The following is a 15,624-nucleotide window of genomic DNA, read 5'->3' on the forward strand; positions in this document are numbered from 1 at the left end:
AAAATATCGGAAAGGAATAGAATGGCTAAAATTGATGAACAGACGCTTGTGGAACATTTGAGCGAATTTAGGAAAAGACTCATTATTACAATTATATTTTTTATTGCAGCTTTTTTAGTAAGTTTGATATTTTGCTCCGATATTTACAAATTACTGACGGCTTCATTTAAGCAGAAGCTCATAGTTCTTGGGCCTAATGATATTTTGAGCATTTATTTAATGCTGGCTGGAATATGTGCTTTTAGTTTGACATTACCTTTTACAAGTTATCAGCTATGGGCTTTTATTCGTCCTGCTCTTAAGGAAAAGGAAGCTAAGGCAATTTTATCTTATGTGCCTGCAACTTTTATATTATTTGTTATAGGACTTTCTTTTGGATTTTTTGTAGTAACGCCTGCGTTACTAAATGTTTTACTATCTTTTGGCAATGATTTGTTTAATATTCAGCTTACAGCAAATAATTATTTAACATTTGTATTACATACATCATTACCGCTTGGTGTAATATTTGAATTGCCCGTTATTGTGGCATTTCTAACATCGCTGCATATCTTGACACCGCAATATTTAATAAAAAACAGGCGATATGGCTACTTTATTTTGCTGGTAGTTGCAGTCGTTTTGACGCCAGCTGACTTTATAAGCGATTTAACGATGGCAGCACCATTGATTTTACTTTATGAAGTGAGTATTTCTGTTTGTAAATATGTCTACAAAAGAAGGAGGGATGATTAAAAATGGGAATTTTTCAAGATATAGGAGCACCGGGACTTATAGTTCTAATACTTGGTGCGTTGCTTATTTTTGGACCTAAAAGACTGCCTGAACTGGGAGAAGCTATAGGAAAAATGATTCGGGAATTTAAAAAGTCAGTTTCTGGAATTGACTCAGAGGCTGATAATAAAAATGTAGAAGATAAAAAAGAAAAAAAGTGTAAATAAATTAATCTTAGTTTATAAGCTATTTTTTGATTATTATATTTGAATTATAAAAGGCTTGGAATTATAACACTCCAAGCCATTCTCTTTTTTCTAATACTTCCATTTCGATATTTTTTTGTTTTAACGTTTCAATCGCTTTATCCATATCATCTAAAAGATATGAATTTGTAAGAATCTTTATTAAACCGTTCTGGTTATCAAGAGTTCTCACATTTCCTAAGCCATCGTATGCTTCTATGATTTTATTAATAAAGTCAATATGTTCTTTTTTTGTTTGAATGATGTATTCCCAGCTTTTCATTTCTTTTTCATTATTTTCCATATTTTTCAGCCTTTCTCCTTAAAATTTGTCCAAATACGAGTATTTTCCGTTTGAATCTTTCCAGCCTAATATTTTTTCCAAATTCACATTCTGTGTTGATTGAATTATTCGTTTTTTTATGTCTGGATTATTTTTTACAAGCTGTGCAATTAATTCCTTTGTTTCACGCCGTTTGCTTGAAGTTTTTTCGGCAGCGACTGTACAGCCGCAGTTCATCGGAAGGATTCCGTTATTTCTTACCCATTTTATGATTGCCTTTTCTTCAACATAAAATAGAGGACGGATCAATTCTATATTAAAATTATCGGACTTTAATTTTGGTAGCATAGTTTCAAATTTTCCCATGTAGAACATGCTCATAAGAGTTGTTTCAATAACGTCGTCAAAATGATGTCCAAGCGCAAGTTTATTGCAGCCAAGTGAAGTTGCTTTTGTATAAAGGCTGCCACGCCGCATTTTGGCACACATATAGCAGGGATAGTCTTTTGCGATTTTTTCTGCAATTTCAAAGATATTGTCATCATAAATTTCACAAGGGATATTTAGATGTTTTAGATTTTTTTTCAAATTATTTAAATTAGCAGGATTAAATCCTGGATTCATTGAAATAAAAACCACTTCAAAGTTAGTTCTGCTGGCTCTTTTCAATTCTTGAAACAGCTTTGAAAGCAAGAGGCTGTCTTTCCCGCCAGAAATGGCAACTGCGATTCTATCTCCATCCTTTACCATTTCAAATTCCTTTAAGGCTCGCACAAATGGTGTCCAAAGTGCTGAACGGTATTTTTTTTGTATGCTTCTTTCAATGGTTTCTAATGGCTGAAGTGGAACTGATGGTAAAACTGTTTCACAAACTGCGCTTCCGAGAGAAGTAGAAGCGATTTTATCAGCATTTGTTTCATTATTTATCGTATTTTTGTCATCGAGATCATTTTCTAAATTCATTATCTGTAACTCCTTTTAAAGTTCATATTAGCCTTGATTTATTTAAGTAATCAAAAAATATTATAACATAAAAAAATACTCCAATCAACTGTAATAAAATTATATTTTTTTGCTTTATTATTTTGAAAATATTAAATTAATAAATAAATTTTTTCCAGCTTAATTTAAAAACAAAATTTGATAAGAATATTGAAAATATGGTATAATAACCGTAAGAAAATATAAATTTTGGATAAAAAATGGAGGGAAAAAATAAATGAGCAAGTATTTTGAAACTGTAGATTTTTGGATTGAGAATTTATTGGATTCGACTGAAAGTTATACGATTGAAAGTAATGAAAAAGGGAAGTTTGTAGATATTACAATTAATGTTACAAAGGAGGATATGGGAAAAGTTATTGGTAAAAACGGGAGAATTATTACGGCACTTAGAGTTCTTATGTCATCAATTGGGAAAAAAGATAAAAAAAGTATAAAAATTGAAGTTAAGGAAATGTAAGTTTGGAAAATTATTTAGGTAAAATAACACTAGATTTTATATTAATCAAGGAGTGAATTTATGAAAACTTACGACTTAAGGAAAAAGAGCTTTAAACTTAGAGTTTACTATTATGATACTGATAAAATGGGAGTTGTGTACCATTCAAATTATCTAAAATGGATGGAAATGGCACGAACTGAATATTTTAGGGATGTTTTTCCATATAAAAATATGGAGGATATGGGATTTATTTTGCCAGTAAAGACACTGAATATTGAATATGTTAATTCGGCAAAGCATGATGAGGAAATTGAGATTTTTGTAAAAATTGAGGAAATAAATAATATTAAGATTAGATTTTCTTATGAAATGTATAATTTAGATGGAATTTTAAAGGCAAAGGCTGAAACTGTGAATGTTTTTGTGGATGAAAATGGGAAATTAAAGAGAATTTCAAATGAATTGCTGAAGAAAATTATTAAATAATTGAATAAAATATTTGTATAATTACAAAATTCATTATTAAAAGGGAAATTTAAATATTAGATTTGTTTAAATATATATTTAAAATTTGGCAGAACAAATATTTTAAAGGATTTAAGAAAATAAAATTTAAAATTATTATAAAAAATAAAGAAGAGAGGCTTTGCAAATGAAAATAGTAATTGGAAATGATCATGCGGGTGTAGAATTTAAAAATAAAATTATGCAGGCGCTTAGAAGTAAAGGGTATGAAATTATAAATGTAGGAACTGATACTTTGGATTCAGTTGATTATCCTGATATTGCGAAGGAAGTTAGTAAAAAAATTATAAATAAAGAGGCAAATTTTGGAATTTTAATTTGTGGAACTGGAATTGGAATTTCTATTGCTGCAAATAAAATAAATGGAATTCGTGCTGCTCTTTGTCACAATGAATATACGGCAAGACTTTCAAGACTTCATAATGATGCGAATATAATTGCTTTGGGAGCTAGAGTTTTGGGAGAAGACTTGGGATTAGCCTGTGTTGAAACTTTTATAAATACGGAATTTGAAGGTGGCAGACATGCTAGAAGAGTTGGGAAAATTGAACAGTAATTAGTAAATGTTAAAAATAGCAGTAACTTTTTAAAAAATGGCAAGGGGTTAAAATTCCTTGCTGAAATTAAAAAATAATAAGAAAAAATAAAAAGGGAAGTGATTTTTATGTCAACAGTTTTTAAAAAAATAATAGATAAGGAAATACCTGCAAATATTGTATATGAAGATGATGAGTTTTTGGCTTTTCATGATATAAATCCAGCGGCGAAAGTTCACGTGCTTGTAATTCCAAAAAAGGAAATCAAAAGTTTGGATGCGGCGACTGAAGAAGATGCTTTGTTACTTGGAAAACTCCAGTTGACTGTGGCAAAAGTGGCAAGAATTTTAGGGATAGATAAAGATGGTTATAGAGTTATAACTAATATTGGAGAAAATGGCGGACAGGAAGTTTTACATATTCATTATCATATTTTAGGTGGGGAAAAATTGCCAGTTAAATTAAAATAGAAGAAGTAAAATTTTTATTCTGGAGGAAATTTATGGTAAATAAGTTTTCTAAAATTGTTGTGCTTGTCTTTCTTTTGGCAAATTTGGGAATGGCTGAGTATATAAAAAAAGATGATGCTGTTTACTATATGGATAAAATATCGCAGACTGATGAAAGAAAAGTGGAAGACGCAGATTTTAAGACATTTGTGAAATTAAATGATATTTATGGGAAAGATAGTAAAAATGTTTTTTGTATTGACAAGAAGCTAGAAGATGCTGATGTTAAGACTTTTCAGGTAATTGGGGAAGTCAATGGGAAAGATAAAAAATATATTTATAATTATGATGAAAAAATGGAGATAAATCCAAAGGATTTCAAACTTTACAAAAATAAAAATAAACTTTTGTATTTTAGAAATAATGGTAAACTGTATATTGGAGGAAGTTTTTTTGAAGTTGAATATGTTCAGGATTTAGACAGTTTTGAAGCAATTGATGAAAGTTATTCAAAGGACAGGTATAATATTTATTATGCTGGAACACCGATATACGATGTTGATAAAAGTACATTTCAGATAATAATGCCTGATTATTACGCAAAAGACAAGAATAATGTGTACAGTGGCTCTGATAAAATAAAGGATGCGAATCCTGATACGATAAAAATATTAAATCAGGTTTATTTGAAGGATGATAAAAATGTATTTTTGAATTTTGGACAAAAGATGGAAAATGTCGATGTAGCTACTTTTGAAGCCATAGAGGGCAACGTAGCTTATGGAAAAGATAAAAATAATATTTACTTTCTTGGTGAAAAAATAAAAGGAGCTGATGTAAAATCTTTTGAAGTTATTTTAGAGCCTAGTGATCTTGTTCAGATGTATTCAAAAGATAAAAATAGTGTCTTTATTGGAGGACGCAAAATAAAAGAGGCAGATTCAAAAACTTTTGAAAGGCTTCCTAAAACAACGTATTATTCAAAGGATAAAAATAATCTTTATTATCGGGAAGTAAAAATTGATAAAATTGACAATAAAACTCTTAAAATTTTATATTCTGATGGAATTGACGTGGTAAAAAATAGAAATAGAATTTTTGCAGAAGGGAAAAAATTGAATATAAAAAGTCCAGAAACTTTTGAAATAATTTTGAGTAAATATTATAACTTTCCAAATTTTATTTATGGAAAAGATGATAAAAATGTATATGCAATTTCAAAATTTGATGAAACTTATTCAAGCAAAATAATAAAAAATGCAGATGTAAATTCTTTTGAAGTAATGAAAAACAGTATGTATACAAAAGATAAAAACAATATTTATTTTACACATTCTGATGTTGTACAAATGAAAAATGTAGATAAAGACAGTTTTACTATTGGAGAAAATGGCTTTTCGCATGATAAGAACAGTGTTTATTTTTATGGAAAAAAGTTAGACAGAATAAGTCCACAAGGATTTAAAATTATTGATTTAACTGTTAATTCTGGAGATTCTGAAAAAATTGCTTTTTTGACAGACAGCAGGAATTTGTATAAATTTACTTATGGATTTGATGATGAAAGATATAATTTGAAAAATATAAAATTGTCTAATGTAACAAATGTGAAAGTCGATGCTCCGAGCTTTGAACTTGTTAAGGAATACACGGGGAGTTACTACAGGGACAAGGACAACGTTTTTTATTATGATATGAATAAGAAGGAACTGAAAAAGGTCGAAGGTAGTGATAGGAACAGCTTTGTCGAAATGGATAATTTTTTTGCAAAGGATAATAAAAAAGTCTATTATCTTGGAAAACAAATTGAGAATATTAGTTCAGAAGGATTTAAATTTGTCGGTTCAGATATTGTAAAAAATAAAAATGGTGTATATTTTTGGAAAGATGAAACTGGGACAGGAGATTATGAGATAGTACCTTTAAATTTTGACAGTGCTTCATTTGATATAGCAAATAAAGATACGAGCAATTATTTTAAAGATAAAAATGGGATTTATTATCTTGATTATGGAAAATTATTAAATTCGGAAGCAAAGGATGTGCAGAATGCCTTTATTAAACTAGAAGGGGCTGATATTCCAACATTTAAAGCATTTGGATATGGATATTCCAAAGATAAGAATAGAGCTTATTGTAAATATAAGGAATTTAAAGGGGTGGATGTGTCAAGTTTTACTGTCGTACTGGAAGATGAGGGAGTTGTAGTTAAGGATAAAAATAGAGTTTATAAAAATGATTGTGAGTGACAAGTAAAAATTATTTTATTTATATTTTAGTAAAACTGCTTTAAAAAAGAATTTAGAAAATCATAATTATCCTGCTAAAATTCTTTTTAATTATCTAATTCAATTTTGAAGGGTTTTAAATGTTTTTAAGCGTTTATTTAGATTTGTTTGAAAACTTAGAATTTAATAAAACAAATGTTCTGAAGCAAGGGTTTTTGCCCTCTCGTGAAATAAAAAATTAAGTTATCAAATAGGTCTGTTGAATAAATTATTTAAAAAAGGATTTGGAGGGATTTTTTATGAAAAGTAAATTTTTTAAAATTATTGCTGGAGTATTTATTTTAGCTAATTTAGGGATGGCAGAATATGTGAAAAAGGATAATGCAGTTTATTACAAATACAGTGAAGAAGATGATTCAGAATTTAAAATTGAAAATGTGGATTTGAATACATTTAAAATATTGAATGATAAATATGCAAAAGATGATAAAAGTGTTTATTTTTCAGGAAATAAATCGTTTGAAGATGTAGACAGTAAAACTTTTGAAGTGCTGCCAAATTATTATTCAAAAGATAAAAATAATGTTTATAGACCAATTAATGAATGGATTCACAAAATAAATGGAGCAAATCCAAAAACAATAAAAGTTTTGAATGAATTTTATTCAAAGGATGATAAAAATGTATATTATGATTCAGACAAAATTTCAAATGCAGATGTAAATTCATTTGTAGTTCTGGAAGCAGACCATAGTTATGCAAAAGACAAAAATGCGGTCTATTATTCAGGAGAAAAAATTAAAGGTGCGAATCCAAAAACATTTAAAATAATTGGGGATGGAATGTATTCAAAGGATGATAAAAATGTGTATGCTGCAGTAGACATTATAAAAGATGCAGATCCTCAAACTTTTAGAAGAATTCCTGAAACAAATTATGCCAGAGATAAGAATAACCTGTATTATTACTTTGGAGATGTTAAAAATCTTGGGAAAATAAATGAAAAAGATTTTAAAGTTTTGGATAGTAATTTGGTTAAAAATGGAAATGAAGTCTACTATTTGGGAGAAAAAGTGAATATAAAAAATCCTGAAAAGTTTGAAATAATAGAAAATTATTTAAGCAGTCCAAGTATGGTTGTTTATGGAAAAGATGATAAAAATGTATACGTAATGACACCGTATAAGGAAGCTGGTTATCTTAAAATAATAAAAAATGCTGACAAAGATACTTTTGAAGTAATGGAAAATAGTGATTATTCTAAAGACAAAAATAATGTTTATTACGCAGGATATAATGTTGTGCAGTTGCAGGATGTGGATAAAAACAGTTTTACTATTGGAGAAGAAAATGGTTTTTCGTATGACAAGAAAAATGTTTATTACGCAGGAAGAAAATTAAATGATATAAGTTCAGCTGGATTTAAAGTTACAAGACTTGTTAACAGACCAAATTTACCAGTCAATTTTTTAAATGATAATAAGAATATATATAAACTTATTACAGTATTTGATGAAGAAACTGGTGAGCTAAAAAATGTAAAAACAGCTGTTGTAAAAAATCCTAAAGTAGATTCTAAAACTTTTGAAACGTTTAGTTATTCGGGAAATTATTTTCGTGATAAAAATAACGTGTATTACGAAAATGAATTGTATAAAATGGGCTTGAAAAGAATAGCAGGTGCAGATAGAAATAGTTTTGAGGTTTTGAATGATGAATTTTCAAGAGATAAAAACAATGTTTATTATTATGGAAATAAAATGAAAGGTATAAATCCAGATGGATTTGAATTTGTGGGCCGTGACTTTAAAAATAATGAAGATATTATTTATTTCTTAAAAACTAAAGATAAAGTTTATGTGTTAAAAAATAAAGCTGGTAAAGAAGTATATGAAATAGTTCCTTTAAATTTTGATGCAAATTCTTTTAAATATTCTAATGCTGATAATTCGTATGAATCTGAGTCTGTAGGTTATTTTCAAGATAAAAATGGAGTTTATTATTTTGACGTATTTAGATTAGATGAATTAAATCCAAATAAAGTTTTTGCCAAAGTAAAAGGGGCTGATACTTCATCATTTGTACAATTAATGTTTGGTTATGCAAAAGATAAGAATAAAGTGTATATTGAAGATCGGGAAATTAAAGGTGTAGATCCAGAAAGTTTTAAGATAATTGAGACAAGTGATGGAGTTACAATAAGAGATAAAAATAAAATTTATAAAGAATTTAAAAAATAATTTTTGATTATACTTGAATTATTTAAAATCAAACTAGGATATAAATAAACTAAATAGTTATTTTAGCAAGGGGTCTTGACCCCTTATTATAGTAAGACCGATTTAAAACCAAACTCAAAAGTTAGGGCTATTTTACTTAAACCCTAAATTTATATGATTTTTAACAGTTCAATTTTGAATATGTTTGAGTATATTAATAAAAAATATTATTTTTAAGTTTAAAAAATAGAAAGTGAAAAAATAAAAAATGAGAGATGTAATAGCAAGTTCAGATAACAAATTTTATAAATTGCTAAAAAAGCTGGATAAAAAGAAGTATCGTGATGAAAACAGCATTTTTAAAGCTGAAGGGGAAAAGTTTCTGAACGAGAATATCAATTTTAATAAAATTATTGTGAAGGAATCGAGATTTGAATATTTTGATGAAAGATATGAGATTTCTAAGCATGATAATTTAACGATTTTGAAGGATAATCTGTTTGACGAGGTTTCAACACAGGAAAATAGTCAAGGGATAATTTTTTTATATTCTAAAAATTTGAATACAATTGAGGATATAAAGGGAGATGTAGTAATTCTAGATGATATTCAGGATCCAGGAAATGCTGGAACAATTATCAGAACAATGATTGCTGCAAATTTCCAAAATTTAATTCTGACAAAAGGCTCTGTAGATGTCTATAATCCCAAAACAGTACGTGCCACAATGAGTGGAATTTTTAAATTAAACATAATTTACGAAACACCTGAAAATATTGTGAAATTTTTGAATGATAAAAATTACTTGAAAATAGCGACAGCTTTACACGAAGATTCGATTTCTTATGAAAAAATTGAATTGCGGGGAAATAATGCGTTTATTTTTGGACATGAAGGTGGCGGAGTGTCTGAATATTTGATAGAAAATTCTGATATAAAGGCAATTATTCCAATTTATGGGAATATAGAATCATTGAATGTGAGTGTGGCGACAGGGATTTTTCTTTATAAAATGAGGGAGAAATTACAAAGATTATAAAAATTGTGGAGATAATAATACGAGAAAAATAATAATGTTTAATGTTTATTGTATTGTTGATTACAGTAGCAAATTTTGCTGAATTTTTGGAATTAAATAGTAAATCGGAGAGAATGAAAAGGGAAAGAGGATATAAATGCAAATATGATGATTATGGACATTTGAAATTTTGTGATTATGCAAAATAATATAAATATTAATAAAATTCGAAAAACTACGTAAGGGGTGGCAAATAATGGAGAATAATATACAAATATTTGAAGGTAAAAAAATTAGGTCTGTTTGGGATAATGAAAAGGAAGAATGGTATTTTTCTGTTGTCGATGTTGTAGGAGCATTAACGGATAGTGTAAATGCTAGAGATTATTGGTATAAAATGAAAAAAAGAATGACAGATGAGGAAAAAAGTGAATTGTCGACAATTTGTCGACAGTTGAAGTTAAAAGCACCTGATGGAAAAATGAGATTAACAGATGTTGCTGATATACAAGGTATTTTCCGTGTTATTCAGTCAATTCCGTCTCCTAAGGCAGAACCATTTAAAATGTGGTTGGCACAAGTGGGAAAAGATAGAATAGATGAAATTACAGATCCAGAACTAACTATTGACAGGGCATTGGAAACATATTTGAAAAAAGGATATTCAAAAGAATGGATAAATCAGAGATTACAGGCGATTCAAGTTAGAAAGGAATTGACAGATGCTTGGCAAGAGCATGGAGTAAAAAAGGGAATAGAATATGCAATTCTTACAGATGAAATTTCAAAGGCATGGTCTGGGTTGGCAACTAGAGAATATAAAGATTTAAAAGGATTAAAAAAAGAGAATTTAAGGGATAATATGTCAACTTTGGAACTTGTACTTAATATGCTTGCAGAAGCTACAACAACAGAATTAACCAATATTCATAATCCAAATGGCTTGGAAGAAAATAAAAAAGTTGCAAAACGAGGTGGAACAATAGCAGGAAATACTAGAAAAGAGATTGAAGCAGATACTGGAAGATCTGTTATTACAACTAAAAATGCAGTAGATTTTTCTAAATTAATTGAAGATGTAGTAAAAGATATTCCTGATATAGTTAAAAATTCTAAAGATGAAGAAAAAAGCAAGGAGTGAATTAAATATGGCTTCAAGTAAAGAATATTTAAATTTTGTATTGGAACAGTTGTCGGAAGTGGAAAATATTAGATATAGAGCAATGATGGGAGAATATATTCTTTATTATAGGGAAAAAGTTATTGGTGGGATTTATGATGACAGGTTTCTTGTAAAGGCTGTAAAATCGGCAAAAGAGCTTATTCCGAATGCTTTGCATGAAATTCCTTATGAAGGAGCAAAGGAAATGTTGCTTGTTGATGATGTTGAAAATAAAGAGTTTTTGAAGAATTTATTTGAAGCGATATATGATGAACTTCCTGTTTTAAAGAGAAAAAAGAAACAATAGAAATAAAGAAAGGAAATAAAAAATGTTAAAAAAAGAAATTTTTAAAATAGGTTCGCATGTGGGAATGAGCGGGAAAGATATGTTTCTGGGTTCTGTGAAAGAAGCTATTTCTTATGGCTCAAATACATTTATGATTTATACTGGAGCTCCACAAAATACCCGAAGAAAGCCAATTGAAGAATTGAATATTGAAGCCGGGCTTAAACTCATGGGAGAAAATGGGATTGATATAAATGACATCGTTGTTCACGCTCCGTATATTATAAATCTTGGGAATGCAGTAAAGCCTGAAACATTTGAGATTGCAGTGCAATTTTTGAGAACGGAGATTGAGAGAACGGATGCAATTGGAGCGAAAAGAATTGTTCTTCATCCAGGTGCTCACGTTGGAGAAGGTGAAGAAGTTGGGATTAATAAAATTATTGAAGGATTGAATGAAGTTTTGACAAAAGAACAGAAAACTACTGTGGCACTTGAAACGATGGCTGGGAAAGGTACGGAAATTGGGAGAAGTTTTGAAGAAATTGCAAAAATTATTGACGGTGTAAAATTGAAGGATAAATTAACTGTTTGCTTTGACACTTGCCATGTTCATGATGCCGGTTATGATATTGTAAATGATTTTGAGGGAGTTATTGAGCAGTTTGACAAAATTGTTGGAATTGACAGAATTTCAGTAATTCACTTGAATGATAGTAAAAATCCTGTTGGGGCACATAAAGACAGACATGAAAATATAGGATTTGGAAAAATTGGATTTGAAGTGCTAAATAAAATCGCACATTTTGAAAAATTTTCTCATTTGCCAAAGATTCTGGAAACACCTTATGTGGCTTTGAGCGATGATAAAAAGGCTAAAAAAGTTCCACCGTATAAATTTGAGATTGAGATGCTTAGAACTGGCGAGTTTGACAAAGATGTGATGGAGAAAATTAAAAATCAGTAAAGTTATTTGGGACAAGTATTGAGGTAAGTATATTTATAAGGAGAAAAGTAAAATGAATATTTGGACTCAGAAAAGTATAGAACTTGCCAATCAAAGAAATTATTTAGATTTATTATACAAGATTTACCCTATGTCTAATAATTTAAGAAGAGAAATGAAAAAAGAGGATATTCAAAAGTTAAATGAATATTATGAAATGAGAGATAAATATAAATTGTTAAATTTATTGTTAAAACAGGAAGTTTTTCCAATTAAAGATTCATATATATCATATTTAAAAAGAGATAAAAGCGCAATAAATAGAAATCCTGCGACTGTTGACAGGATTGTCGGGATGTTATATGAAATGGGGATAAATAAAATTATAGATAGAACAACAGCTCCAAAGGAAACAAATAGACAAATAGGTCCATTATTTAAAAACTAGATTGATAGGGGAACTATTGGCTGTGCTGTAACAAAAAATGAAAATGAATTTTTAGAATATGATGGGAATATTATATTTAATTCATCAGATAGAGCTATGCAAACGTTTGCTAAAAATCATTTAGGGTATTTAAGAGAGAAAGGACTAGATTTTATAGGTAAGTTTAATAATACTTATGTAATTGGAGAAGCGAAATTTTTGACAGATTTTGGAGGACATCAAAATGCACAATACGAAGATGCAATGGCTACACTTGATACATCACTTCTTAAAACTGATAAGAAGGTTTTAAAAATAGCAATTTTAGATGGTGTTTTATATATAAGCAGTCAAAATAAAATGCATAGTAGTTTATTTTCAAAAGATGGAATTATAATATCAGCTATATTATTAAGAGAATTTTTGTATAGTATATAGATTATAAAAGGGGGAAAATATGGAATTAATATATAGAAACAAAAAAAAGGAAAAAGAGATATTAGAAATAATAAATAAAAAATATAAAGAAGTAGAAAATAATAAATTAAGCTTCATAACTGAAAACAGCTTTTATATAAACGAAGATAATTTTTATGCAATGATAAAATTATTAAAAAATTATAAAAATAAAATTGATTTAATTTATATAGATCCACCGTATAATACTAATTTAGATTTTTCTTATGATGAAGAAAAAGTTTCAACAATTAGTCAAACTGAATCTGGAGTGATAGCTTATTCGGATAAGATGAATTTAGAAAATTATTTTGAATTTATGAGAGAACGTTTAATATTAATTAGTCAGTTGCTTAGTGATAAAGGGACTTTATATATTCATATTGATGATAAAATAGGGCATTATATAAAAATACTGTTGGATGAAATATTTGGAAGAAAAAATTTTATAAACAGCATTGCTAGAATAAAATCTAATCCTAAAAATTTTGCAAGAAAAGCATTTGGAAATCAAAAAGATGTAATATATGTTTATGCAAAAAAGAACAAAAATAATATTTTTAATGAGATACGTTCAGAACTTACTGAAGAAGAAAAAATAAAAAATTTTCCAAAAGTTGATGAGAAAGGACGTAGATATAATACTGTTCCTTGCCATGCGCCAGGAGAAACGAAAAATGGAAATACTGGAAAGATGTGGAAAGGAATGTTTCCACCAAAAGGGAGACATTGGAGATATTCAGTAGAGGAATTAGAAAAATTAGATGAGCGAGGAGAGATTGAATGGTCACAAAATAATAATCCTAGAATAAAAAAATATTTAACAGAACATAAAGGGAAAAAAATCCAAGATGTATGGTTAAATTATAAAGATCCACAATATCCAGTTTATTCAACTGAAAAAAATAGAGAAATGCTTGAAATGATAGTATTACAATCATCAAATAAAAATTCAATAATTTTAGATTGTTTTTGTGGGTCAGGTAGTTTTTTAAAAGCTGGATTAAAATATGGAAGAAAAGTGATAGGTATTGATAAATCAGAAATATCTTTAAAGGTGGTAAAAGAAAGTGAAGAATTAAAAAATATTGATATAATAGAAAATGATAGTAATGATGAAAACTTTAATCAAATAAAATTAAAACAAGATTTACAAGAATTAAAACTATTTAAAATATAATAAAAATAATAAAATTATGAAAATTTCAAATAAAATAGAAAGAAGTGATAAAAATGCTAAAAGATAAAGAATTAACAAAAAAGGAAATGCTTGAAATATTTAACAGAAGATATGCGTGCAAAAAATATGATAAGACAAAAGTTGTTTCAGATGAAGATTTTATGGCAATTATTGAGGTAGGGAGACTTTCTCCTAGTTCATTTGGGCTTGAGCCTTGGAAATTTATTCTTGTGAAAAATGAGGAAATGCTGAATGACATGAGAGAGTTTGCTTGGGGAGCGATTAACAGCTTGAATGGAGCGAGCCATATTGTTATGGTGCTGGCTAGAAAAGGTGTTACTGGTGATAGCGAGTATTTTGAGAGAATTGGGAAGGAAATAAAAAATATTTCTGAAGAAAATTTGAAGATTAGAAAAGAATTTTTTACAAAATTTCAAAAAGAGCATTTTAAGTTGCTGGAAAGTGAAAGAGCATTATTTGACTGGGCTTCAAAACAGACTTACATTGCAATGGTAAATATGATGAATATGGCTGCGGCTCTTGGGATTGACAGCTGTGCGATTGAAGGATTTAATAAAGAAATAGCTGAAAAATACTTTTCTGAAAAAGGTGTGTTTGATTTGAAGGAATATGGAATTTCATATTTTGTAAGTTTTGGATACAGAGATGAAGAGATTACTCCAAAAACTAGAAGAGAACTTTCGGAAGTTTATGAGGTTGTTGAGTAATAATTTATAAATTTTTTAGAGAAAAATATTAAAAATAATGTAAATCTGAAATTCTCAGATATATTTTAACAATTAGATATAAAAAGAAAGAAGTGGTAAAAATGTCAAAAGATATAGAATTAAAAAGAAAAGAAATTATAGAAGTATTCAATAGAAGATATGCGTGTAAAAAGTTTAGTACAAAAAAGAGAGTGTCTGATGAAGATTTGAAAACAATTTTAGAAAGTGCAAGATTATCACCAAGTTCTTTTGGACTTGAACCTTGGAAATTTTTATTGTTAAGAAATGAAAAGATGAGAGAAGATTTTAAGGAGTTCTCAACAGGAGCTATAAATAGCTTGAATGGAGCAACAGAAATTGTGATAATTTTAGCTAAAAAGGGGATTACTGCGGATAGTGAATTTTTCAGACATAGCTATAAAGATGTAAAAAAATTGCCATATGATGTTTTTGAAATTAAGAAAAATAGTTTTTCAATGTTGCAGGAAAAAAATATGAAATTATTGGAAAACGAAAGAACTCTTTTCGACTGGGCTTCAAAACAGACTTACATCGCACTTGGAAATATGATGACTGTTGCAGCTTATTTGGGAATCGACAGCTGTGCAATTGAAGGATTTAATAAAGAAAAAGCAGAAAAATATTTGTCAGATATGGAGCTTCTTGACTTAAGTGAATACGGAGTTTCTGTGATGGTAAGTTTTGGGTACAGGGATGAAGAACTGCCTAAAAAGATAAGAAAGCCGCTTTCAGAAGTTTTGGAAATAATTGAATAATT

General features: G+C 28.5%; 18 protein-coding genes and 1 pseudogene. 17 read left to right on the forward strand and 2 right to left on the reverse strand.

The window, feature by feature from the left end; genetic code table 11:
* The first annotated feature begins 21 nt into the window (after positions 1 to 21).
* Together tatC and FVE73_RS03935 are read left to right on the forward strand one after the other, a co-directional pair.
* Positions 22 to 735 (forward strand): twin-arginine translocase subunit TatC, encoded by a 714-nt coding sequence (tatC, locus tag FVE73_RS03930; RefSeq protein ID WP_018498706.1) that lies wholly within the window; start codon positions 22 to 24, stop codon positions 733 to 735.
* Positions 736 to 737: 2 nt separating this feature from the next.
* On the forward strand, positions 738 to 941 hold the full coding sequence (locus FVE73_RS03935; RefSeq protein ID WP_018498707.1) for a twin-arginine translocase TatA/TatE family subunit: 204 nt from the start codon (positions 738 to 740) through the stop codon (positions 939 to 941).
* Between the two features lie 61 nt (positions 942 to 1,002).
* On the opposite strand, the gene FVE73_RS03940 is transcribed toward FVE73_RS03935, so the two are convergent.
* Both FVE73_RS03940 and FVE73_RS03945 read right to left on the reverse strand, forming a co-directional pair.
* Positions 1,003 to 1,263 (reverse strand): DUF4911 domain-containing protein, encoded by a 261-nt coding sequence (locus tag FVE73_RS03940; protein ID WP_018449800.1) that lies wholly within the window; start codon positions 1,261 to 1,263, stop codon positions 1,003 to 1,005.
* A gap of 18 nt (positions 1,264 to 1,281) precedes the next feature.
* Positions 1,282 to 2,205 carry a tRNA 2-thiocytidine biosynthesis protein TtcA gene (locus tag FVE73_RS03945; RefSeq protein WP_018498708.1) on the reverse strand — a complete coding sequence of 308 codons (924 nt, stop codon included), beginning with the start codon at positions 2,203 to 2,205 and terminating at the stop codon, positions 1,282 to 1,284.
* Between the two features lie 256 nt (positions 2,206 to 2,461).
* Between FVE73_RS03945 and FVE73_RS03950 the strand changes: the two genes are divergently transcribed.
* The 15 genes and pseudogenes from FVE73_RS03950 (at position 2,462) to FVE73_RS04020 (ending at position 15,622) form a co-directional block, all read left to right on the forward strand.
* Positions 2,462 to 2,704, forward strand: a complete 243-nt coding sequence (locus FVE73_RS03950) for a KH domain-containing protein (RefSeq protein ID WP_010124409.1) — start codon at positions 2,462 to 2,464, stop codon at positions 2,702 to 2,704.
* A gap of 60 nt (positions 2,705 to 2,764) precedes the next feature.
* Positions 2,765 to 3,172, forward strand: coding sequence for an acyl-CoA thioesterase (locus FVE73_RS03955; RefSeq protein ID WP_018498709.1), 408 nt, complete (start codon positions 2,765 to 2,767; stop codon positions 3,170 to 3,172).
* Positions 3,173 to 3,338: 166 nt separating this feature from the next.
* Positions 3,339 to 3,767, forward strand: coding sequence for a ribose 5-phosphate isomerase B (rpiB, locus tag FVE73_RS03960; protein ID WP_010124405.1), 429 nt, complete (start codon positions 3,339 to 3,341; stop codon positions 3,765 to 3,767).
* Positions 3,768 to 3,875: 108 nt separating this feature from the next.
* On the forward strand, positions 3,876 to 4,217 hold the full coding sequence (locus FVE73_RS03965; protein WP_010124403.1) for a histidine triad nucleotide-binding protein: 342 nt from the start codon (positions 3,876 to 3,878) through the stop codon (positions 4,215 to 4,217).
* 32 nt (positions 4,218 to 4,249) lie between these two features.
* The gene (locus FVE73_RS03970; RefSeq protein ID WP_018498710.1) at positions 4,250 to 6,445 is read left to right on the forward strand and encodes a DKNYY domain-containing protein; all 2,196 of its coding nucleotides are present in this window, start codon (positions 4,250 to 4,252) and stop codon (positions 6,443 to 6,445) included.
* A 278-nt stretch (positions 6,446 to 6,723) separates the two neighbouring features.
* The gene (locus FVE73_RS03975) at positions 6,724 to 8,664 is read left to right on the forward strand and encodes a DKNYY domain-containing protein (protein ID WP_018498712.1); all 1,941 of its coding nucleotides are present in this window, start codon (positions 6,724 to 6,726) and stop codon (positions 8,662 to 8,664) included.
* A gap of 247 nt (positions 8,665 to 8,911) precedes the next feature.
* Positions 8,912 to 9,682 carry a TrmH family RNA methyltransferase gene (locus FVE73_RS03980; RefSeq protein WP_018498713.1) on the forward strand — a complete coding sequence of 257 codons (771 nt, stop codon included), beginning with the start codon at positions 8,912 to 8,914 and terminating at the stop codon, positions 9,680 to 9,682.
* 41 nt (positions 9,683 to 9,723) lie between these two features.
* The gene (locus tag FVE73_RS03985) at positions 9,724 to 9,870 is read left to right on the forward strand and encodes a hypothetical protein (RefSeq protein ID WP_018498714.1); all 147 of its coding nucleotides are present in this window, start codon (positions 9,724 to 9,726) and stop codon (positions 9,868 to 9,870) included.
* Positions 9,871 to 9,917: 47 nt separating this feature from the next.
* Entirely contained in the window at positions 9,918 to 10,802 is an 885-nt protein-coding gene (locus tag FVE73_RS03990; RefSeq protein WP_018498715.1) for a BRO family protein, read from the forward strand.
* Positions 10,803 to 10,809: 7 nt separating this feature from the next.
* Positions 10,810 to 11,130 (forward strand): TfoX/Sxy family protein, encoded by a 321-nt coding sequence (locus FVE73_RS03995; protein WP_018498716.1) that lies wholly within the window; start codon positions 10,810 to 10,812, stop codon positions 11,128 to 11,130.
* A gap of 22 nt (positions 11,131 to 11,152) precedes the next feature.
* Complete coding sequence (locus FVE73_RS04000) at positions 11,153 to 12,076, forward strand: deoxyribonuclease IV (protein ID WP_018498717.1); 924 nt, start codon at positions 11,153 to 11,155, stop codon at positions 12,074 to 12,076.
* 52 nt (positions 12,077 to 12,128) lie between these two features.
* Positions 12,129 to 12,920 (forward strand): annotated as a pseudogene (locus tag FVE73_RS10845) (restriction endonuclease).
* Between the two features lie 19 nt (positions 12,921 to 12,939).
* Positions 12,940 to 14,118 (forward strand): site-specific DNA-methyltransferase, encoded by a 1,179-nt coding sequence (locus tag FVE73_RS04010; RefSeq protein ID WP_018498720.1) that lies wholly within the window; start codon positions 12,940 to 12,942, stop codon positions 14,116 to 14,118.
* 53 nt (positions 14,119 to 14,171) lie between these two features.
* Entirely contained in the window at positions 14,172 to 14,846 is a 675-nt protein-coding gene (locus tag FVE73_RS04015; protein WP_018498721.1) for an NAD(P)H-dependent oxidoreductase, read from the forward strand.
* A gap of 101 nt (positions 14,847 to 14,947) precedes the next feature.
* On the forward strand, positions 14,948 to 15,622 hold the full coding sequence (locus FVE73_RS04020; RefSeq protein WP_018498722.1) for an NAD(P)H-dependent oxidoreductase: 675 nt from the start codon (positions 14,948 to 14,950) through the stop codon (positions 15,620 to 15,622).
* Positions 15,623 to 15,624: the final 2 nt, after the last annotated feature.

The sequence above is a fragment of the Leptotrichia wadei genome (genome assembly GCF_007990545.2).
Taxonomy (GTDB): domain Bacteria; phylum Fusobacteriota; class Fusobacteriia; order Fusobacteriales; family Leptotrichiaceae; genus Leptotrichia; species Leptotrichia wadei.